Here is a 20512-nt window from a genome sequence, read left to right as displayed (position 1 = left end):
AATATGAGCACCCGCATCAATCTCTTCCAGCGCGTTCCCGATCTGATCAAAGCCCTTTCCGAAGCCAGCCAGGCGGCGCACAACAGCGGTCTGGATAGCACACTCAAAAATCTGGTTGATATTCGTGCCTCACAGCTAAACAGCTGCGCTTTCTGTCTGGATATGCACATTAAACAGGCGCGGATTCTGGGTGAGCGGGAGTTAAGGTTGCATCATGTCGCCATCTGGCGCGAATCGCCGTTATTCACCGCGAAAGAGAAGGCGGCGCTGGCATTGACCGAAGCCCTGACCCGGCCCGCTGCTGAAGGGGTGAGCGATGCCATTTATGACGCAGCGCGTGAACATTTTGATGAAGTGGCGTTATCAGAGCTGGCGTTTGCTATCTCAATTATCAACACCTGGAACCGCTTGATGATTGTGTCGCAAACCGCCCCAGGCGCGCTCGATAAAGCCTACGGCCTCGATCGCGCGAATCTCGAATAGCCGTGCGGTTTCGTAGGCCGGATAAGCGTCAGCGCCATCCGGCAATACAGCCCGGCTCATGGCTGAACCGGGCAGGGACATCGCTTTCCGACGTCAAAAAACTATTAATGCGCCAGCTGGAAGAAACGCACCGAGTTACGCAGCGCCTCGCTCTGCTCGGTCATCGACTGCGCGGCCACCGCGGCCTGTTCCACCAGCGTGGCGTTCTGCTGGGTCACCTGATCCATTTGATCGATAGCGACGCTGATCTCTTTAATCCCCTGATGCTGCTCGGTTGAGGCGGCGGAGATATCAGCGACAATATCCGTCACCTTATTCACTGACGAGACAATCTCCTCCATCGCACGGCTGGCGGTATCGGCAAAACGCGAACCGTCGGTGATTTTTTCCACCGTCCCCTCAATCAACTGCTTAATCTCTTTTGCCGCATCGGCGCTTTTCTGCGCCAGGTTACGCACTTCGCCAGCGACCACCGCAAACCCTTTGCCCTGTTCACCGGCGCGCGCGGCTTCTACAGCGGCGTTGAGCGCAAGAATATTGGTCTGGAAAGCGATCCCCTCAATCACCGAAATAATATCGACAATCTTCTGCGAACTGGCGGAGATCTCATGCATGCGCGTCAGCATGTCGTTAACCTCTTTACCGCCCTTGAGCGCGGTGTCTGAGGTCTGGCGCGCCAGCTCGCTCGCTTTGCGGGCGTTCTCCGCATTACTCTTCACGTTTTCCGTGATCTGCTGCATGTTCGAAGAGGTCTGCACCAGCGACGCGGCCTGCTCCTCGGTGCGCTGCGACAAGTCATTGTTACCTTCAGCAATTTCGCCTGCGGCATGGGAGATTGATTCGCTGCCATCAATAATGCCGCGGATAATCTCCGCCAGCTGGCTGTTCATATATTTAATCGTCGCCAGCAGGCTATTGCTGTCACCTTCACGCAGATCGACCGCCGTCTCCAGCTTGCCGGAGGCCACCGCCTGCATAATCGACATCGCATAATCCGGCTCGCCGCCGAGTTGGCGCGCCAGGCTGCGCGAGATAAAGAGCGCGCTCACGCCTGTGGCGATCAGCGCCAGCAGCAGTAAGCCGATCAGCACATAGAGCGCGTGGTTGTAATTTGCCTGCGTCGTTTCGCCCATGCGCTCGCCAATGGCTACTTCCATATCCACCAGCGTCGCCAAGTCTTTCATCAGCTGTGTGCGGTATTTCGCCGACACTACGCCGCTGATCTTCGCCGCCTCTGCCGCGTCGCCGTGGTTCATCGCCTCAATCACTTTTGCGTTGACGTCGATGAAGTTTTTGAAGTTATCGACCACCGTCACAAACAGCGCGTGCATCTCCGGCGGCGCATCGGCAGAGAGTTTTGTGTACTGCCGCTGGGCGTTGAGGAACGTTTCCTGATTTTGCAGCAGTTCATTACGATGCTGATCGAGGGAGGCAGGGGTTGTTGAGGAGATGTACTGCACCTGCTGTAAGCGCATTTCCGCTAATACGCCGCGCATCTCGAGGGTGTAGCGAATGCCCGGCATACGCTCCTGGCGGAATTTATCGATTTGTTGTTTGCTGGCGTTAAGCTGATAAATCGAGACGATGCCAACAATTAACATCATCACAATAAGAGTAGAGAAACCAAACAGCAGTTTCGTTAATACGGTCGCGTGCGCAAATTTTTTCATGATCCTGAAGTTATAAAAAAGAGTGGTAATGGTAATAACGGCATAAACCGTAGAAAGATTGAGGTTGAAGTTCGATCTTGATCACATATCGCACTGATATTTAGGCAAATATCTTACGAGTGGCATCAGTTTTATTTAAGGCAGGCAAGGGTGTTAAATAAGATCGGGAAGGTGTGTTAAATAATTGAAATAATATTTCACTTAAAGAGATGACTATTTTCGCGCACGCAGAGCGTGCGCGAAAAATTAACCTTTAAGACTCAGCGGCAGTTCATCTGCCCACTTGGTAGCTTGTGTCATTAATTCTGATACTGCGGAGTAAGGCAGGCCAATCTTGTTTGCAATCGCGCTGGTCTCATCCCATAAACGCTGTTCATAGACGCGGGCGAGGTGAACATAGGGGTAGAGTTCGCCGCTCTCTTTCTCCAGCGCTGTTGCCACATCCGGCGAGACGGAGATCTGCTCCATCAGCTCTTCAAGCGGCAGGCCGAGGATCACATCCAGCAGGGAGAAGAGCCCCACCAGGAAAGCGTCATTGGCGACATTATTGCTGGAAGTGCGCGCCGCCACCAGTTCGCAAAACTTGGCGCGGATCAGGCTCAGATAGTAGATCTCGGTATTGGTCACGTGCTCAAACGAAGTAAGACAGGCCACCAGTACAAAACGGCGCATCTCGTTGATGCCAAGGTAAACCACAATGTCGCGTAAGGACTGGTTACGAAAGCCGCTAATCCCGCGCGTGTTATATAAGATGTTCTGCGCGTAGCGCATGATCTTAAATGAGAGGGAGACATCGCGTTTCAACAGCTCTTCAATGCGGTTTAAGTTCGGCGACTCGACGTTCACTTCCTGCATCAACCGCAGCGCAAAAGCGCGGTTCTGCACCAGCTTGTTGCGCTTAGAGACCACCGGTTTGCTGAAGAAATAGCCCTGGAAGAGGCGAAAACCCAGTTTCTTATAGGCTTCGAACTCATCATAGGTTTCCACTTTTTCCGCCAGCAGCACCGCGTGGCGCAGCGCATCGCGGTTGGCGTTAACCCAGGCATCAATCTCTTCCAGTGAGCTTCGCCTGATATCGAACTTAATCACATCGATATAGGGCAGGAAAGCGTCCCACTGGTTGCCAGGTGCGAAATCGTCGAGAGCGACGCGAAAGCCAAGGTTCTGCAGACGTTTTACCGTCTCCAGCAGTTGCTTGTCCGGCTGCGCATCTTCAAGGACTTCGATCACCACGCGGTTTTTCGGCAACGTTTCGGCAAGGCCGTCAATCAATAACTGGTAGGGAAAATTGACATATACCGTCGTCAGATCGTTCTTACGTCCGACAGGCGCACTGAGAAACTGCTCTTCGATCAGTTGGGTCGTGGCTTGCTCGGCAGAGATCTCTGGAAAGCGGTTATCCATGCTATTGCGGAACAGCAGTTCGTAACCGACGGTGTTCAGTTGGTTATCAAAGATCGCCTGTCTGGCCACAAAAGAAAACATTCACCACCCCGTACACCATGTACTTTTGTATAAGTATTACAAATATATAAGCTTATAACACACCCTGAATAGCCGAAGCGTGCGCCTGATACTAAAAAAGTGACCTTTAGCGCTAAAAATATAGGCCAGCAAAGCGGTAAGTGTACAGGTAATGAGGATATTCTTAAGCGTAACCGCTCAAAGTAGCAGCATGGCGCTGTAAAAAACGACAATTATGCAGAAAAGCGTAAGCGAGGCAGGGGATAAAACAGGCGCTGCGCCTGCGTGACAGCCAAAATCGCTGTCCGGCATGGCGCAGCGCCAAAGGCGCGGGATTAAGTACGCGGCGTCTGTTCAGCCGGCGCAGTGGCATGCACTTCGTTCACGCGCTTACGCACGCCAAACCAGCCGGCAACCAGCAGAACGGCGATCAGCGGAATGGAGCCGATAGTGAAGGTACCGTTCGGATAGTCGAACGCCATCAGCACCAGCACGCTGAGCAGGAACAGCAGCGTCAGCCAGGAGGTCACCGGCGCACCGGGCATCTTGAAGCTGACATCTTCTGCTTTGCCTTCGCGGATCGCTTTACGCAGGCGCATCTGGCACACCACGATAAAGCCCCAGGAGGCGATAATCCCCAGCGACGCAACGTTAAGCACAATCTCAAACACCTGCGACGGCACCAGGTAGTTCAGGAACACGCCGACGATGTAGACGCAGATTGTCGCCAGAATACCGGCATACGGCACCTGCTGGCGGCTCATCTTCGACATAAACTTCGGTGCGGAACCGCCCATCGACATTGAGCGCAGAATACGCCCGGTGCTGTAGAGGCCGGAGTTCAGGCTGGAGAGCGCGGCGGTCAACACCACGATATTCATCACGTCGCCAATGTACGGCACGCCAAGCTTCGAGAAGAAGGTGACGAACGGGCTTTGTCCCGCCTGGTAAGCGTTCCACGGCAGCAGCAGCACCAGCAGCACCACCGAGCCAACGTAGAACAGGCCAATACGCCAGATCACGCTGTTGATCGCTTTCGGTACCATGGTCTTCGGCTCTTTACATTCGCCTGCGGCGGTACCGACCAGCTCAATAGAGGCGAAGGCGAATACCACGCCCTGCACCAGCACCAGTGCGGCCATCATGCCGTGGGGGAAGAAACCGCCGTTATCGGTAATCAAATGGAAGCCGGTGCTGTTGCCGTCGAGCGGTTTGCCGGTGCCGAGGAAAACCGTCCCGACCACCAGAAACAGCACAATCGCCAGCACTTTCAGCAGCGCAAACCAGAACTCCATCTCGGCGAACCACTTCACGCCGATCATGTTCATGGTGCCGACAATCGCCAGCGCGCCGAGGGCGAAGACCCACTGCGGCACGTCGCCAAAGGCACCCCAGTAGTGCATATAAAGCGCGACGGCGGTGATATCGACAATGCCGGTCATCGCCCAGTTGATGAAGTACATCCAGCCGGCGACATAGGCGGCTTTTTCGCCGAGGAACTCACGGGCGTAAGAGACGAAGCTGCCGCTGGAAGGGCGGTGTAAAACCAGTTCGCCCAGCGCACGCAGAATAAAGAACGAGAAGATACCGCAAACGAGATAGACGATAGCCAGCGATGGCCCGGCCATTTGCAGACGCGCGCCGGCACCGAGGAAAAGACCGGTACCGATTGCGCCGCCGATGGCGATCATTTGTACATGGCGGTTACCCATCGCCTGGCTGTAGCCCTCTTCATGAGAGTTCAGCCAGCGACGTTTCGCCGCGTGATGCTCCGTGGTGTTGTTGTTCTCTGTTTTCATTGCATTACCCTGTTGACCTGTCTGACCTTGCGGAATGTCTCAAGCCGCAGCACAAAAACCACACGATTTGCACCGTCGGCTACACGTTCTCTCTTTCCATTGTTTCTGTGTATGGATAAGGGAAAACATGGCGCAGCATCGTAACCGCAATCGTTTACTGACGCAAAACATACCCAGCCGTAAACAGCACACTATTAGTCGAAATTGTGAAGTCAACTCCATCAAGCAGAGGAAATGATTCAGGATGGTGAAAAATGCAACAGAAAAAACCACAACCATAAAACGGTGTTTTACCCGGTCCGCACCGGCCTTCGGCATCATCCATTTGCAGAACAAATAGCGTGAGCGCCTGGCAACGCTGACTTTGCGAATTTTTTGCTTACCAAATGTAAATTAATTGTTTCACAGCAGATTCAGCACGCTCCAGTATTGGCCCATCTTCTCTGACACGAGAGCGTGCCATGTCTTACCGACTGAGTTTGCTGGACAAAAGCCCCATCGCGGAGCATGAAACCGCGCAGGACGCGCTCCTGCGCACGCTGCAACTGGCGCAGCAGGCGGAAAACTGGGGCTATCACCGCTTCTGGATAGCTGAACACCACAACACCTCACAACTTGCGAGCCCGTCGCCAGAGCTGCTGATCGCCTGGATACTTGGCCAGACGCGGCGCATCCGCGTCGGCTCCGGCGGCGTGATGCTGCAACACTACAGCCCCTATAAAGTGGCAGAGAATTTTAACCTGCTGGCAAACCTCGCCCCGGGACGCGTCGACCTGGGCGTGGGCAAAGCGCCCGGCGGATTACCGCTCTCCACTCGCGCGTTGCAGCAGGGCGTCAACCCCGAAGAGAAGGGACGTTTTGCCGATCAGCTGGCGCAGCTGGACAACTGGCTGTCGCTGGCCCCGGATGAAAATGCCCAGGAATCTCTCCTGGCGACGCCGCTTGCGCCAGTGCAGGCAGAGCGGTTCTTGCTCGGTGCCAGCCTTGAGAGCGCAACGCTTGCGGCATCCCTCGACTGGAATTTTGTCTACGCCGCGCATCTCAATGGCGACAAAACCCTTCTGCGTGACGTTGTCACGCAATGGCAGCAGCAAAGCCGCCGCGACACGCTGGTCGCCGTGCAGGTGATTGTGGCAGAAACCCAGGCGCAGGCTGACTCGCTGGCGCAGCAGGTTGAAGTGTGGGGCGTTGAGCTGGCGAACGGGCAGAAAGTGAGCGTGGCGAGCGAAGCGCATGGGCAGGCCTTTGCCCGCCAGGCGGGCAGCCCGGCGGTACGCATTGCGCGGCGCGAAAGCGCCATCATCGCCGGTACGCCAGAAAAGGTGCGGGCCGGGCTGGATGCGCTGCATCAGCAGTTTGGCATTGACGAATTTATTATCGACACGCCGGTGGCGGAAGGACGCGCGCGCTTAACTTCACTCCTCCTGCTGGCGCAGGCAGTCGTGCAGACGCAAACCCTACAGGAGGTGGCGGGATGAGTTTTACCGAACAGTTAATTGCGTGGCGGCGTGAGCTGCATCAGCACCCGGAACTTTCGCTCCAGGAGTTTGAAACCACGCGGCGCATTCGACACTGGCTGGAGCATGCCGGGCTGCGCCTGTTGCCGCTCGAACTGCCGACCGGGGTGGTCGCGGAAGTGGGAAGCGGCGAGAAGGTGATCGCGCTGCGCGCCGATATCGACGCGTTACCGATCGAGGAGGCGGTTGACTCGCCGTTTACCTCGCGCAACCCCGGCGTGATGCACGCCTGCGGACACGATATTCATACCAGCGTCATGCTCGGCGCGGCGCTGCTGTTAAAAGAGCGGGAAGCGGAGCTGGCGGGCAGGGTGCGCATCCTGTTTCAGCCAGCAGAAGAGAGTTTTGGCGGCGCGAAGCGGCTGATTAAGGCCGGTGCGCTGGAGAATGTGCGCGCGATTTTCGGCATGCACAACGAACCCGGCCTGCCGGTCGGCGCATTTGCCACCCGCGGCGGCGCGTTTTACGCCAATGTCGATCGCTTCAGTCTGAAGGTGAGCGGTAAAGGGGCGCACGCGGCGCGGCCGCATGAGGGCAACGACGCCATTCTGCTCGCCAGCCAGCTGGTTGTGGCGCTGCAAAGTATCGCCAGCCGCAACGTCAACACCCTCGAATCGGTGGTGTTAAGCGTGACGCGTATTCAGGGCGGCAATACCTGGAACGTGCTGCCGGAGCATGTCGAGCTGGAGGGAACCCTGCGCACCCACGATGCGGCCATCCGTGCGCAGGTCAAAAAACGCGTTGAGGGGATCGCCGCCGGGCTGGCGCAGGCCTTCGATGCGGGTATTGCGGTGACCTGGTTCGACGGCCCGGATGCGCTGGTCAATCACCCGCAGTGGGCGGACTTCGCCCGCGAGGTCGCCAACGAGCACGGCTACCGTACCGCAGAGGCGGATCTGCATATGGGCGGGGAGGATTTCGCCGTCTATCTCCAGCAGATACCCGGCGCGTTTGTCAGTATCGGCAGCGACAGCCCGTACGGCCTGCATCATCCCGCGTTTAATCCTGATGAAGGGCTGATTGATGAGGCGGCGCGCTACTTTGCCCGCCTGGCAGAAAAAGCCTTACAGCACGCTTAACGAAACCTGAAATGACCTGGGGCGGTGGCTCCGGGCCACCTGTTGCCTGAATTCCGGAGGGAGTATGTCTACAGCACGACAATTGCGGCTTGGCACCATCTTGCATGGCGCATCGGGAAATATGTCCGCCTGGCGACATCCTGCGGCGGTCGCCGACGCCAGCATCAATTTTGACTTTGTGCAGGAGACGGCGCGTATCGCTGAGCAGGGGAAACTCGATTTCTTATTTGTCGCTGATGGCTTATATATCAATGAAAAATCGATCCCCCACTTCTTAAATCGCTTTGAACCGCTGACGGTGTTGTCGGCGCTGGCGAGCGTCACCCGGCATCTTGGCCTTGTGGGCACGCTCTCAACCTCCTATAGCGAACCCTTTACCGTGGCGCGCCAGTTCGCCAGCCTCGATCACCTGAGCCATGGTCGGGCAGGCTGGAACGTCGTTACCTCACCGCTGGAGGGTTCGGCGAAAAACTTCTCCCGTGAAAAGCACCCGGATCACGCCCTGCGTTACCGCATTGCCGATGAGTATCTCGATGTGGTTAAAGGGTTGTGGGACTCCTGGGAGGAGGACGCCTTTATTCGTGATAAAGCCAGCGGGCAATTTTTCGACCCGCAAAAACTGCACACCCTCAACCACCACGGCGACTTTTTCCAGGTCGCAGGGCCGTTAAATATTGGTCGCACACCGCAGGGGAGGCCGATTATTTTCCAGGCGGGCGCCTCGGAGGATGGCAAAAAACTGGCGGCGCGCCATGCCGATGCCATTTTTACTCACCATGAAACCTTAGCGGAGGCGCAGGCCTTCTACCGCGACGTAAAACAGCAGCTGGAACAGCACGGGCGGCGTCACGACGAGCTGCATATTTTCCAGGGCGTCAGCGTAATTGTCGGCGACAGCGAAGCGGATGCCGAGCAGCAGTATCAAACCACCGCCGCGCTGGTCTCCATTAATGATGCGCTCAACTACCTCGGGCGCTACTTCGAGCACCACGACTTTAGCCAGTACCCGCTCGACGAACCCTTCCCGGAAATTGGCGATTTAGGGCAGAACAGCTTTCGCAGCACCACCGATGAGATCAAACGCAACGCCCGTGAACGCAAGTTGACGCTGCGCCAGGTGGCACTGGAGAGCGCCTCGCCGCGTCCGCGTTTTTCCGGCACCGCTGAACAGGTGGCCGACGGCTTGCAGGCGTGGTTTGAGAGCCGCGCCGCCGACGGCTTCATCATCCAGGGCGGCACGCCGGATACCTTCCCGCGCTTCGTCGAAAAAGTGGTGCCGATCCTGCAAGCGCGCGGGCTGTTCCGCACTGACTACCCCGGCACAACCCTGCGCGAAAGTTTAGGCCTGGCGCTGCCCGCACATCCCCGGTCAACACAATAGAAGAAGAGAACGCTATGCAGAGACGCACCCTTTTGCTGGCGGCAACGCTTGCATTGACGCCGCTGGCGCAGGCCAGCGATGTGACTATCAATGGCACCGGCGTAAGCCTTGAGGCCAACGCCAAGCCGATTCATACGGCGAAAAACCCGCAGGCGATAAGCCAGCTGCCGCAAGGGTACCGCTTTGTGCAGCCGGGTAAATTCACCGTGGCGGTCGCCGCGCTTAACTCGCCGCCGCTGACGGTGTTTGCCGCCGACAACAAAACCCTGCTCGGCAGCGAAGTGGATATCGCCCGGCTGGTCGCCGACAGCCTCGGTCTTGAACTGAATGTGGTGCCGACCTCCTGGGAGGACTGGCCGCTGGGCGTGGCCTCCGGCAAATATGATGCCGCGATCAGCAATATCACCGTCACCCAGGCGCGCAAAGCGAAGTTTGATTTTGCCACCTACCGCAAAGACTCCCTCGGTTTTTATGTCAAAACCGCAAGCCCCATCAAACAGATTCAGCAGGCGGCGGATATTGCCGGGCTGCGCATCATTGTTGGCTCCGGCACCAATCAGGAGGCGATCCTGCTGGCCTGGAACGCGGAAAACCTGAAGAAGGGGCTTAAACCCTTTACGCCGGTCTACACCAAAGATGACGCTGCCCTAACGCTGGCGCTGCAATCGGGCCGCGCGGATGCCTTCTTCGGCCCCAACGTGATTGGTGCCTGGAAAGCGGCGCTGACCGGCAAAACCCGGCTGGTCGGCAGCGTCGACGGCGGCTGGCCAAAAGCGGCGCATATTGCCGTGACGCTGCGTAAAGGCAGCGGCCTGGCACCGGCGGTGCAGAGCGCGCTGAATGGTGCGATGGCGAGCGGCGATTACGACAAGGTGCTCAACCGCTGGGGTGAAGGGGTTGAGCGTATCGCGCAATCAGAAATTAACCCGCCAGGCCTTGGCGATTAAGGAGCAGAGGATGAACGAACGTTTCCGCGATGTCTCGCCCGATGCCGACGAGCTGCAACCGATCCTCACCGGGCTGTTTGCTGAGTATGCCGCCCGCTACGGCGACTACTTTTCCCGCGATGCCGAGGTGGAGCTGACTGAGTGGTATTTACCGCCGCAGGGGCTGTTTATCGTGCTGGAGCGCGACGGAAAGATCATCGCCACCGGCGCTTACAAACCTTTTGATCAGCAAACTGCCGAAATCAAACGCATCTGGACCGATGCCTCGCTGCGCCAGCAGGGGCTGGCTGCGCGCGTGGTGCAGGAGCTGGAGCGCCGCGCCGAGCTTGCCGGTTATAGCCAGATCTACCTGACTACCGGCTTTCGCCAGCCGGAAGCGGTGCGGCTCTACCTGAGCCAGGGCTACCAGCCGCACTTCGACCTGACGCGTGACGCGGAAGAGTACAGCCTGCCGCCGTTTGATGGTCGGCTGCGCTTCAGCAAAGTGCTGTCATCGGCCCGTCTGAGCAAAACCGCCTGAGGAGCGACCATGAAAAGTACCGAAACAATCAAAGTGGTGCCGGCCCGCTACCCGCTGCGCACCGTGGGTGCCATCGTCGCGCTGTTTGTGCTGGCGGCGGTGATCCAGTCCGTGGCGTTCAACCCGCGCTGGGAGTGGGGCGTCTTTGCCCGCTGGTTTTTCGACCCGGTGATCCTCGAAGGGTTAGGGCAAACGCTGCTGCTGACGCTGGTCGGCACGGTGTTGAGCGTCATTCTCGGCGGGCTGCTGGCGCTGGCGAGGCTCTCCTCGTCGTGGCTGTTGAGCAGCCTTGCCTGGGGCTATATCTGGCTGTTCCGCTCGCTGCCGCTGATTGTGGTGCTAATCATTTTGTATAACTTCTCCTACCTCTATGACTCGCTCGCCATCGGCATTCCCTTTACCAGCATTGAGTGGGCGCGCTACGAGACGATTAATGTGCTCGGCCAGTTCGCCACGGCGGTGGTCGGGCTGACGCTGGTGCAGAGCGCCTATACCGCAGAGATCATTCGCGGCGGTTTTCTTGGCGTCGATCACGGGCAGTATGAAGCCGCTGCCGCGCTTGGTCTTCCCGCCTGGCGGCGCACGGTGCGCATTATTTTGCCGCAGGCGCTGCGCACCATTTTACCCTCGGGGTTCAACGAAATAATCAGCCTCGCCAAAGGCACGGCGATGGTTTACGTGCTGGCGATGCCGGAGCTTTTTTACACCATCCAGATGATCTATAACCGCACCCAGGAGGTGATCCCGCTGCTGATGGTTGGCGCCGCCTGGTATCTGGTGATCACCAGCGTGCTGTCGGCGATCCAGTATCTGGTTGAGCGCTGGCTGGCGCGCAGTGAACGCCGCTCGGCTATCAATCCGTCCGTTTACCGTGCGGCAACGACCACTCACACTTCACACGCCACGGAGCCTGCCCATGCCCATCTCTCCTGAAGGCCATATCTCGATTAGCGGCGTCAGCAAATATTTTGGCCGCCATAAAGCGCTGGATAACGTCTCGCTGGAGATCCCGCCCGGCACGGTGACGGTGATCCTCGGCCCCTCCGGCTCCGGCAAATCGACGCTGCTGCGCACCATTAATCACCTTGAGCGCGTCGACGAGGGCTTTATCCGTATCGACGGCGAGTACATCGGCTACCGCCAGCAGGGGGACAAACTCTATGAGCTGAAAGAAAAGGAGATCCTGCGCCAGCGCGTCAACGTCGGGTACGTGTTTCAGAACTTCAATCTCTTTCCGCACCTGACGGTGCTGGAGAATCTGATTGAAGCGCCGATTGCCCATAAAAAGCTGAGCCGTAAAGCGGCGGTCGAGCAGGCTTTTGAACTGCTGGATGTGGTCGGCCTGCGTAACAAAGCCGATGCCTGGTCACGTCATCTCTCCGGCGGCCAGCAGCAGCGTATTGCCATCGCCCGAGCGCTCTCGCTGCGCCCGCGTGTGATGCTGTTTGATGAACCGACCTCCGCGCTCGATCCCGAACTGGTGGGCGAGGTGCTGGATGTGATCAAAAAGCTGGCGCGGGCCGGATCGACGCTGGTGGTGGTGACCCATGAGATCGGTTTTGCCCGCGAGGTCGCCGACCAGGTGGTGTTTATGGTCGACGGCAAAATTGTGGAGCAGGGGAGTAGTGAGGCGGTGCTGAACCAGCCGCAGCACGCCCGCACGCGCCAGTTTCTCTCCAAAGTGCTGTAAGGAGTGTGTATGAAACAGGCATTACTGGCGCTGATAGTGTTCAGCGCAGGCCCGGTTGTGGCCGGGCAGATCGATCTGCGCGCCAACGAGCAGCCGATTGTGGCCAAACGGGATGAAGCGGCGATCGCCAAAATCCCGACGAATTACCGTTTTGTCGAGCCGGGCACGCTGACGGTTGCTATCTCCGCGCTTAACTCGCCGCCGCTGGCTCTGCTGGCGAGTGATAACCGCACGCGCATCGGCAGCGACCCGGATATCGCCAGGCTGCTGGCGAGCAGTCTTGGTCTCAAGCTGAAACTGGTGCCGACCGCCTGGGAGGACTGGCCGCTCGGCATCACCTCCGGGCGCTACGATGTGGCGCTGGTCAATATTGCCGTCACCGAGGCGCGTAAGCAGAAGTTTGACTTCGCCACCTATCGTGCCGATTCGCTCGCGTTTTCGGTAAAAGCCACCAGCCCGATAAAGGCGATTAGCGGCGCAGCTGACCTGGCCGGGCGCAGGGTGATTGTTGGCTCCGGTACCAATCAGGAGCGGATCTTGCTGCGCTGGAGTGAGGAGAACCGCGCCGCCGGGCGCGAGGCAGCAAAACCGATCTACCTGACGGATGACGCCTCCGGCAATTTGTATATTCAGTCCGGGCGCGCGGACGTGGTGTTTGGTCCGCAGTCAGTCGCGGCATATAAAGCGGCACTGAATGGCTCAACAAAAGTGGTCGGCCTGGGGCCGAAGAAAACCTGGGTGGCGACCACCAGCAAAAAGGGCAACGGCCTGGTGCTGGCTTTGCAGGCGGCGATCAATGGCGCCATCGCGCGCGGCGAGTATCAACAGGTGCTGGCGCGCTGGGGTGAGCAGGGCGAAGGGGTTGAGACTTCGCAGGTCAATCCGCCGGGGGTGAACTGGTAAAAAATGATAGCGCTAACATGGTTCTGTTAATGTTTTTCATGTTGTTTAGTGCACCAAACGTGTACAAAAAATGAAAATGCGATCGGCTGCAAAAATGACTGTCTGGAGTGTGTTGGCCCAGCGGTGATTAGAGTGTTTGCTGATGTTAGCGCTAACATTTTTTAAGGAAAATGGTGAGGTAATGCTCTGATTTAAAAGTGAACAGAGGTATTGATTGGAGTTATGGTTATACTACAAGATATAACGTAGCTACTGCTAACGCCTCTGCGGGCTCTGTGAGTGAAGATGGCAAGACCTTCTCGTGCTGTTATCTCCCGCGCCCCGACGCTGGATGACGTCGCCCGCGCCGCCGGGCTCTCCTCCATGACCGTGAGTCGGGCGCTTAACACGCCAGATCAGGTTCGGCCGGAAACCGTGAAAAGGGTGCTCGCCGCGGTTAAAGCGACGGGCTATATTCCCAACGCGCTGGCCGGTGGGTTGGCTTCACGGCGCAGCAAACTGGTTGCCGTGCTGGTGCCGCACATCAACGATCCGCTGTTTGCCGATACGCTTCAGGCAATGGGTGAAACGCTCTCGCAACGCGGTTATCAGATGCTGCTGTGCAGCGCCGGTTACACGCCGCAAACGGAAACCGAGCTGGTATCGACCCTGATGTCGCGCCGCCCGGACGGCATTGTGCTCACCGGCATCCATCACGCTAATGACCTGAAAAAGATCATCTTCAACGCCAGCGTGCCGGTGGTAGAGACATGGGATATCACGCCAACACCCATCGACATGCTGGTTGGCTTCTCCCATGAGAAAGCGGGCCTGGCAACGGCAGAGTATCTGCTGGGCAAAGGCTACCGGCGTCCGGGGCTGGTATGGACGACAGAGAGAACGGCTGCGCAGCGTAAAAACGGGCTGTACGAAGGGTTGGCGCGTCACGGCATCACCGACGCCCCTTGTGTTGAGTCGCAACTGCCTGCCCGCTTTGCTGATGGTCGGGCGGGGGTGGCGCAGCTGCTGGAAACCATAGAGTTAGATGTGATTATCTGCGGCTCCGACACTCTCGCGCAGGGGGCGATTAGCGAGCTTCAGGCGCGCGGGCTGCGCGTGCCGCAGGATTTGGCGGTAATGGGCTTTGGCGATCTCGATTTTGCGGCGGCAAATGTGCCCTCCATTACCACTATTGCTCTCGACCGTCACGCCATTGGCGCGCGGGCGGCGACTCTGCTGGCTAATCGCATCGAAGGGCGCAGCGACGGCGAGCAGATTATCGATATTGGCTTTCACCTGACTGAGCGGGAATCGGCGTAAAAAGATGAGAATCAACATTATTGGTACCAGCGGCAGCGGCAAATCGACGCTGGGTAAGCGTCTGGCGCGCCAGCTTAACGTGCCCTATATCGATATGGACACCCTTTACTGGCGGCCCAACTGGCAGGGGACGCCGGACGAAGAACTCTATGCGAAACTCGAGCAGATCCTGCAACAGCCGGGCTGGGTGCTGGACGGCAACTATAACCGCAGCCGCGACATCAAATGGCGTAACGTCGATCTGATTATCTGGATCGATTACGGCTTCTGGCGCACCCTGCGCCAGGCGGTGCTGCGGGCGATAAAACGCGCGCGGCACAAACAGGAGCTGTGGCCCGGCACCGGTAACTGTGAAAGCTTTCGCCGCGCCTTCCTGAGCCGCGAGTCGATCATTCTCTGGACCATCAAGACCTGGCGCAGCAACCGCGTGCGTTACGCACGTGATATGGCCGATCCGCGCTATCAGCACCTGCACTTTGTGCGCCTCACCTCGCCGCAGCAGGCTGACGAATTTCTCGCCACTCTGACCTAAGCTTAAGCCTCATATTACGTGCGAGGTAACCCGATGATCACCGTGTATGGCGTACCCGGCTTTGGATCGGCCATCAGCGAAGCGATGCTTACGCTGGCCGATATTCCTTATCAGTTTCACGATGTCGCAGGCTTTGACCAGCCCGGCCCGCAGCAGGAGAGGCTGCGCACGCTCAACCCGCTCTGCCAGGTGCCGACGCTGCAACTGGAAGATGGCAGTGTGATGACCGAATCTGCCGCCGTGGCGCTGATGATCCTCGACAGTCATCCTGATTTGGCTCCGCCAGAAGGGACGCCGGAGCGCCAGCAGTTCTGGCGGCTGCTGATATGGCTGGTGGCGAATGTCTACCCGACCTTTACCTATGCCGATTACCCCGAGCGCTGGGCACCGGACGCGGCGGAGCAGTTGAAAGAGAGCTGCATCGCTTATCGCAAAACCCTCTATCTGTGGCTGGAGAGCCAGCTGCAGGCCGCGCCTTACGCCTTCGGTGAACAGCTTACGCTGCTGGACATCTATCTCTGCGTGATGCGTAGCTGGGGGCCGCGTCAGGCGTGGTTTGCCAGCAACACGCCGAAGATAAACGCCATTGCCGATGCCGTCTGTGCGCTGCCAAAACTGGAGGCGGTGCTGCGGCGCAACGAGATTATCGGCTAGCGCGCGTTGCCCGCTGTGTTATCGTCATTTTTTTATTAAAAAAGGAGCAGACCATGCCGCATATCGATATCAAATGTTTTCCCCGCGATCTGAACGACGAGCAGAAGAGTGCGCTGGCGGCAGATATCACCGAGGTGATTATTCGCCATCTCAACAGCAAAGAGAGCTCCATCAGCGTGGCGCTCACCGAGATCGCCCCGGAAGAGTGGCAGGTGAACGCCTGGGATAAAGAGATTGCGCCGCAGATGGAGAAGCTGATCAAAAAGCCCGGCTACAGCATGTGACGGCTGGCCGGGCAGGTGTTACTGCCCGGCAACCATCGTTTTGCCGCTGGCGACAAAAGTACCGCCGCCGAGATGGTGGATCGTGTTCAGCTGATCATCATCAAACTGCCAGCGCCCCTGCACAAAAGCGCGCTCATCAGCGGCGGCAGAGACCACTTCGCCAAACAGCGTGTCATATTTCTCCTGGGCTGCGGTGGGCGGCAGCAGGCGACACTCCATCCACGCCAGACACTTCTCTTCCACCACCGGCAAGCCCAGCACCGGCCCGGCAATCGCCGGAATGCCATAACAGTTGAACTTATCCTCATCGCGCCCGGTAATGCTGCCGACGGCGTAGGTCCAGTTGGCAGCAGCGACGCCGGGGATGACAATGCCGAACATGCCGCTGCGCTCAATCAGCTCGCGCGACCAGGTACTTTTATCCACCACAATGGCGATGCGCGGCGGCGAAAACTCGACCGGCATCGACCAGGCGGCGCTCATCACGTTGCGGCGGTCAATCTGCTCATCGCGGCTGGTGATCATCACGGTCGGGCCGTGGTTTAACAGGCGGCTGGCGTGCTCTAACGCCACCGGACGAAAATGGCTCATAACCTCTCCTTTAGCAAAATTTTCCGCAACTACCCGGCGTGTCGGGCAACCACAATCTGCCCACGGCCTTGCTCTTTCGCCATATAGAGCGCGAGATCGGCGGCGCGCACCAGGTTATCAGCCCTGGCGTGGCGCGGCCAGGTGGCAAGACCGATGGAGACCGACACCGGGCCGATATCCTGCGACTCATAGCGCATCGGGTGTTTAAGTATGGTGTTTAACAGCCGCTCGGCGAGCATTTTCGCTTCGGTTTCGCTCTTACCTGGCAGGATCAGCAAAAACTCCTCGCCGCCGTAGCGGAAGGCGACGCCGTACTCGCCAAGCGTGTCGGTAATAATGCGTGACAGCTCGCGCAGCACTTTATCGCCCGCGTCATGTCCGTGCAGGTCGTTGAGTTTTTTGAAGTAGTCGACATCCAGCATCAGGCAGCTCAGCAGCGTATTGTCGACCATCGCCTGATCGATCATATTGCGCAGCGTCTCTTCGAGGCTGTGGCGGTTACGCAGGCCGGTCAGGGAGTCATAGGTCGCTTTTTCGGTCAGCGTATCGCGCAGCATCTGGTTGGCTAACGCCAGCGCGAGGGTCTCCGCCAGCAGTTCAAGATAGATATAGGGCGGCTCTTTGCCCGGCGTGTAGTTATCAAAAGTGAGCAGGCCGATACTTTTGTTCTGCGCATTCAGCGGCACGCAGATCGCCCGCGCGGCGATCTCGGGCACGATGTGATCGCAGGGCATATCAACGTCACCGTTACCGGGGCTGTGCAGCTGGCCGCGCTTCAGCGCCCAGCAGCTTTCCGGCGCGAAAGGAGCATCTTCGCCGGGCGGCAGCGCCCAGCGGGCGACACATTTCATGCGGTTAGCGTTGCTGTCCAGCAGATAGAGCCGCGCGCCCATATCGGGAATGATCTGCGGCGCAAAACGGCTTACCACCCGCACAATTGCCTGCAAAGAGTCACATCCCTGCAAACGCTGGGTCATGCGCGCCAGCAGGGTGCGCGTCGCCCATTCCGCATCGCGCTCCAGCTCAAGGCGCTGTCGGGCTAAACCGTTCTCGCGAAAAATGCGGATTGCCTGCGCCATATCGCCAATCTCATCAACCTGCGCCAGCACCGGCGCTTCGACGTTGTAATCCTGCGTTGCCAGCCGGTTCACCACGTCGCTCAGTGTCACTACCGGGCGCAGGATGCGGTGTTTGATAATAAAACCGAGCACAAACAGAAACAGCAGGGCGGTCAGGCCGACCATGATCTCAGAGAGGGTGCGCAGACGCAGAGAGAGGTCGGTGGCGTTCGCAATAGCGCTTTGCGTTCGCTGATCGATCAGGCTGCGAAAGTGGGAAAAGCGGTACTCCGTTTCCGCGAGGCGCTCCTCATAGCTGGCGCTAAAGAGCAGGTTCATCGCCTCATCGGGTTTCCCCGCCTCAACGTCGCTGATGGCGATCCGCTGCTCATCTTCCAGCTGATCGAGGGTCGTAAGGCCGTCGCGTAGGATAATCAACTCCTCATCGGAAGCACCGTTATCGCGCAGCGCGGCGAGATGATTCTCCAGCTCAATATCCTGCTCTGCGCGGGTCTTCCAGCTCTGAATGGCTTCCGGCTGCTTTTTGATCACCGCTTCGCGCGCCAGTTCGCTTAACGCCCACGCCTCTTTTTCCAGCGTATCGGTGAGGGTGTCGAAAAGACGGCTTTGCGTCACCGCCTCGCGTTCATTGCGCTCGGCGCTGGAGGCCAGGAAGAGCGCGACGCCGGAGCTGAGCGTTAACACCACCGTGGCGATATAGGCAAAATTGGTTATCGTGGCGATCCGCACGGGCATCCCTTTTAGGTTAAGAACAGCGTTCTTTTCAGTGTAGACATTGCTTAAAAATCAAGGTGTCATTTCACCGTCACACTCCCTGCCTATAGTCAGCCGCAATCAAATCCCAAAGAGGATAACAAGATGTTTGCTCCCCTGACTTCTGCTCAGGTGGATGCGCCCTGCGGATGCAGACCGCGGGTTTCGCTCGGCTTCCTGAAACAGGAGGGCGTCGATGAGCGCATTCACTGACATCCGGCTGCAAGGCGTTTCGTACGCTTTCGGCGCGCACACCGTTCTCAATCGTATCGACTTAGCCATCCCGTCGGGCACCATCGTCGCGCTGCTCGGCCCTTCCGGCTGCGGCAAAAGCACGCTGCTGCGCCTGCTGGCGGGGCTGGCGCAGCCGGCCGCTGGCGACATCTGGTTTGGCGATCGCTGCGTGGCGAAAGCGGGCTGGTCATTACCGCCCGAAGCGCGCGATATCGGCATGGTGTTCCAGGATTACGCGCTGTGGCCGCACATGAGCGTGGCGCAAAACGTCGCCTTTCCGCTGAAGATGCGCAATGTCCCGCGCGTTGAGCGTGAGGCGCGCGTGGTGCAGGTGCTGACCCGCGTCGGGCTGGCGGATTTCGCCGATCGCAAACCCGCCGGGCTCTCTGGCGGCCAGCAGCAGCGCGTCGCGCTGGCGCGGGCGATTGTCGCCGAGCCGGGCGTGCTGCTGTTTGATGAGCCGCTCTCCAATCTCGATACCGCGCTGCGCGAAGCGTTATGCCATGAGATGGCGCGCCTGTTGCGCCAGCTTGGCACCACCGCCGTCTATGTCACCCACGATCGCCGTGAAGCAGAGCTGCTCGCCGACCGCATTGTTCATCTCGCCTCCGGCGAGGTGGAGTCCGTTCGCACCGTTACGTCAACCTCAGGGGAATCTGCATGAAAGGCTTACTGTCCGTGAAAAAAGGAGTCGCCCTCGCTATGGCGCTGTCATCGATGATCATCTCCAGCGCGCATGCGCTGACGGTTTACACCGCCGGGCCGGGCTCGCTGGCGAAAAACCTCGCCAGCGGCTTCGAGCAGCAGAGCGGGATTAAAGTGAATATCTTCCAGGCCACCACCGGCAAAGTGATGGCGCGCCTCGAGGCGGAGCAGGCCAACCCGCAGGCGGATATTTTAATCTCCGCTTCGTGGGAGACGGCAGAAGATCTGCATAAACGCGGCTGGCTGCTGCCGTTTACCGGCGCTAATGCCGAAAAAGTGCCGGAGGCGCTGAAAAGCGCGGACTATGTGGCGCAGGGCATTTCGGCGCTCGGCATTGTCTGGAACAGCAAAAGTGGCACCCCGGAGCCGAAAGAGTGGCGCGATCTGACCGCGCCTGCGTTCAAGGATAAAGTCACCACGCCCGACCCGGCGCTCTCCGGCGCATCGCTCGATCTGCTGATCGGGCTGCAAAATGGCATGGGTGATAAGGCCTGGCAGCTGTTTGACGATCTGAAAAAGAACGGCATGGTGGTGAGCGGCCCGAACGCGCAGGCGGTGACGCCGGTGATGCAGGGGGCGAAAGCGGCGGTCTTCGGCGCGGTGGATTACGTCACCTATGGCAATATCGCGCAGGGCGAATCGTTGAAGGTGATCTTCCCGGCCAGCGGCACGGTGATTGCGCCGCGCCCGATGATGATCCTCAAATCCACCCAGCATGAGCAGGAGGCGAAAGCCTTTATCGACTATGTGCTGTCGCCGGAAGGGCAGAAAATGGTCGCTGACGCCTGGCTGATGCCTGCCCGTACCGATGTTGCCGCCAAACGCCCGCTGTTAAGCGAGCTGAAACTGCTGCCGACCCAGAGCGACACCGGCAGCGAGCGCGGCGAGATCCTCAAGCGCTTCAACACGCTGTTTGCCCAGTAAAACC

General features: G+C 58.5%; 18 protein-coding genes and 1 pseudogene. 14 read left to right on the top strand and 5 right to left on the bottom strand.

Annotation, left to right across the window (positions count from 1 at the left end; translation table 11 throughout):
• The first annotated feature begins 3 nt into the window (after positions 1–3).
• Positions 4–483, top strand: coding sequence for a carboxymuconolactone decarboxylase family protein (locus EH164_RS11965; RefSeq protein WP_124968379.1), 480 nt, complete (start codon positions 4–6; stop codon positions 481–483).
• Positions 484–587: 104 nt separating this feature from the next.
• Here the strand turns inward: EH164_RS11965 and EH164_RS11960 are convergent, their stop codons facing one another.
• The 3 genes from EH164_RS11960 to ansP form a co-directional block, all read right to left on the bottom strand.
• Complete coding sequence (locus EH164_RS11960; protein ID WP_124968378.1) at positions 588–2153, bottom strand: methyl-accepting chemotaxis protein; 1566 nt, start codon at positions 2151–2153, stop codon at positions 588–590.
• 246 nt (positions 2154–2399) lie between these two features.
• Entirely contained in the window at positions 2400–3638 is a 1239-nt protein-coding gene (locus EH164_RS11955) for an EAL and HDOD domain-containing protein (protein WP_042715587.1), read from the bottom strand.
• A 314-nt stretch (positions 3639–3952) separates the two neighbouring features.
• The gene (ansP, locus tag EH164_RS11950) at positions 3953–5416 is read right to left on the bottom strand and encodes an L-asparagine permease (RefSeq protein ID WP_124968377.1); all 1464 of its coding nucleotides are present in this window, start codon (positions 5414–5416) and stop codon (positions 3953–3955) included.
• Positions 5417–5877: 461 nt separating this feature from the next.
• Between ansP and EH164_RS11945 the strand changes: the two genes are divergently transcribed.
• From EH164_RS11945 to pptA, 11 genes and pseudogenes are all read left to right on the top strand, one after another.
• A complete protein-coding gene (locus tag EH164_RS11945) occupies positions 5878–6894 on the top strand; it encodes an LLM class flavin-dependent oxidoreductase (protein ID WP_124968376.1) in 1017 nt (338 codons plus the stop codon).
• Complete coding sequence (locus EH164_RS11940; protein ID WP_124968375.1) at positions 6891–8012, top strand: amidohydrolase; 1122 nt, start codon at positions 6891–6893, stop codon at positions 8010–8012. The genes EH164_RS11945 and EH164_RS11940 overlap by 4 nt, the downstream gene beginning before the upstream one ends.
• Before the next feature lie 64 nt (positions 8013–8076).
• Positions 8077–10340, top strand: a pseudogene (locus EH164_RS22770) (NtaA/DmoA family FMN-dependent monooxygenase).
• Positions 10341–10350: 10 nt separating this feature from the next.
• Positions 10351–10860, top strand: a complete 510-nt coding sequence (locus EH164_RS11925) for a GNAT family N-acetyltransferase (RefSeq protein WP_124968372.1) — start codon at positions 10351–10353, stop codon at positions 10858–10860.
• Between the two features lie 9 nt (positions 10861–10869).
• Positions 10870–11793 carry an amino acid ABC transporter permease gene (locus EH164_RS11920; RefSeq protein ID WP_124968371.1) on the top strand — a complete coding sequence of 308 codons (924 nt, stop codon included), beginning with the start codon at positions 10870–10872 and terminating at the stop codon, positions 11791–11793.
• Positions 11777–12550, top strand: coding sequence for an amino acid ABC transporter ATP-binding protein (locus tag EH164_RS11915; protein WP_023478647.1), 774 nt, complete (start codon positions 11777–11779; stop codon positions 12548–12550). The genes EH164_RS11920 and EH164_RS11915 overlap by 17 nt, the downstream gene beginning before the upstream one ends.
• Positions 12551–12559: 9 nt before the next feature.
• A complete protein-coding gene (locus tag EH164_RS11910) occupies positions 12560–13453 on the top strand; it encodes a transporter substrate-binding domain-containing protein (protein WP_124968370.1) in 894 nt (297 codons plus the stop codon).
• A gap of 285 nt (positions 13454–13738) precedes the next feature.
• Positions 13739–14752 carry a LacI family DNA-binding transcriptional regulator gene (locus EH164_RS11905; RefSeq protein WP_124968369.1) on the top strand — a complete coding sequence of 338 codons (1014 nt, stop codon included), beginning with the start codon at positions 13739–13741 and terminating at the stop codon, positions 14750–14752.
• Positions 14753–14756: 4 nt separating this feature from the next.
• Complete coding sequence (locus tag EH164_RS11900; protein ID WP_124968368.1) at positions 14757–15284, top strand: shikimate kinase; 528 nt, start codon at positions 14757–14759, stop codon at positions 15282–15284.
• 33 nt (positions 15285–15317) lie between these two features.
• Entirely contained in the window at positions 15318–15938 is a 621-nt protein-coding gene (locus EH164_RS11895; protein WP_124968367.1) for a glutathione S-transferase family protein, read from the top strand.
• 53 nt (positions 15939–15991) lie between these two features.
• Complete coding sequence (gene pptA / locus EH164_RS11890) at positions 15992–16222, top strand: tautomerase PptA (RefSeq protein WP_023478779.1); 231 nt, start codon at positions 15992–15994, stop codon at positions 16220–16222.
• Between the two features lie 18 nt (positions 16223–16240).
• Here pptA and EH164_RS11885 read toward each other — a convergent pair whose 3' ends face one another.
• Positions 16241–16813 carry a flavin reductase family protein gene (locus tag EH164_RS11885; RefSeq protein ID WP_023478886.1) on the bottom strand — a complete coding sequence of 191 codons (573 nt, stop codon included), beginning with the start codon at positions 16811–16813 and terminating at the stop codon, positions 16241–16243.
• Positions 16814–16842: 29 nt separating this feature from the next.
• Entirely contained in the window at positions 16843–18621 is a 1779-nt protein-coding gene (locus EH164_RS11880) for a sensor domain-containing diguanylate cyclase (protein ID WP_124968366.1), read from the bottom strand.
• A gap of 220 nt (positions 18622–18841) precedes the next feature.
• Here EH164_RS11880 and EH164_RS11875 point away from each other — a divergent pair, with 220 nt between their 5' ends.
• Together EH164_RS11875 and EH164_RS11870 are read left to right on the top strand one after the other, a co-directional pair.
• On the top strand, positions 18842–19543 hold the full coding sequence (locus tag EH164_RS11875) for an ABC transporter ATP-binding protein (protein ID WP_124968365.1): 702 nt from the start codon (positions 18842–18844) through the stop codon (positions 19541–19543).
• Complete coding sequence (locus EH164_RS11870) at positions 19540–20508, top strand: ABC transporter substrate-binding protein (protein WP_124968364.1); 969 nt, start codon at positions 19540–19542, stop codon at positions 20506–20508. Before EH164_RS11875 ends, EH164_RS11870 begins: the two co-directional genes overlap by 4 nt.
• Positions 20509–20512: the final 4 nt, after the last annotated feature.

Origin of the sequence: Kosakonia sp. CCTCC M2018092, from assembly GCF_003864115.1 — a bacterium.
GTDB lineage: Bacteria > Pseudomonadota > Gammaproteobacteria > Enterobacterales > Enterobacteriaceae > Kosakonia > Kosakonia cowanii.
Note: the sequence above shows the minus strand (reverse complement) of the source record. Positions and strands in the feature narration are given on the sequence as shown.

Excerpts from the sequence above, each read along its gene's own strand:
- EH164_RS11955 (WP_042715587.1), bottom strand. The coding sequence starts at position 3,638 with ATGTTTTCTTTTGTGGCCAGACAGGCGATCTTTGATAACCAACTGAAC.
- EH164_RS11905 (WP_124968369.1), top strand. The coding sequence starts at position 13,739 with ATGGCAAGACCTTCTCGTGCTGTTATCTCCCGCGCCCCGACGCTGGAT.
- EH164_RS11870 (WP_124968364.1), top strand. The coding sequence starts at position 19,540 with ATGAAAGGCTTACTGTCCGTGAAAAAAGGAGTCGCCCTCGCTATGGCG.
- EH164_RS11885 (WP_023478886.1), bottom strand. The coding sequence starts at position 16,813 with ATGAGCCATTTTCGTCCGGTGGCGTTAGAGCACGCCAGCCGCCTGTTA.
- EH164_RS11945 (WP_124968376.1), top strand. The coding sequence starts at position 5,878 with ATGTCTTACCGACTGAGTTTGCTGGACAAAAGCCCCATCGCGGAGCAT.
- EH164_RS11900 (WP_124968368.1), top strand. The coding sequence starts at position 14,757 with ATGAGAATCAACATTATTGGTACCAGCGGCAGCGGCAAATCGACGCTG.
- ansP (WP_124968377.1), bottom strand. The coding sequence starts at position 5,416 with ATGAAAACAGAGAACAACAACACCACGGAGCATCACGCGGCGAAACGT.
- EH164_RS11920 (WP_124968371.1), top strand. The coding sequence starts at position 10,870 with ATGAAAAGTACCGAAACAATCAAAGTGGTGCCGGCCCGCTACCCGCTG.
- EH164_RS11875 (WP_124968365.1), top strand. The coding sequence starts at position 18,842 with ATGAGCGCATTCACTGACATCCGGCTGCAAGGCGTTTCGTACGCTTTC.
- EH164_RS11965 (WP_124968379.1), top strand. The coding sequence starts at position 4 with ATGAGCACCCGCATCAATCTCTTCCAGCGCGTTCCCGATCTGATCAAA.
- EH164_RS11925 (WP_124968372.1), top strand. The coding sequence starts at position 10,351 with ATGAACGAACGTTTCCGCGATGTCTCGCCCGATGCCGACGAGCTGCAA.
- EH164_RS11895 (WP_124968367.1), top strand. The coding sequence starts at position 15,318 with ATGATCACCGTGTATGGCGTACCCGGCTTTGGATCGGCCATCAGCGAA.
- EH164_RS11915 (WP_023478647.1), top strand. The coding sequence starts at position 11,777 with ATGCCCATCTCTCCTGAAGGCCATATCTCGATTAGCGGCGTCAGCAAA.
- pptA (WP_023478779.1), top strand. The coding sequence starts at position 15,992 with ATGCCGCATATCGATATCAAATGTTTTCCCCGCGATCTGAACGACGAG.
- EH164_RS11960 (WP_124968378.1), bottom strand. The coding sequence starts at position 2,153 with ATGAAAAAATTTGCGCACGCGACCGTATTAACGAAACTGCTGTTTGGT.
- EH164_RS11940 (WP_124968375.1), top strand. The coding sequence starts at position 6,891 with ATGAGTTTTACCGAACAGTTAATTGCGTGGCGGCGTGAGCTGCATCAG.
- EH164_RS11910 (WP_124968370.1), top strand. The coding sequence starts at position 12,560 with ATGAAACAGGCATTACTGGCGCTGATAGTGTTCAGCGCAGGCCCGGTT.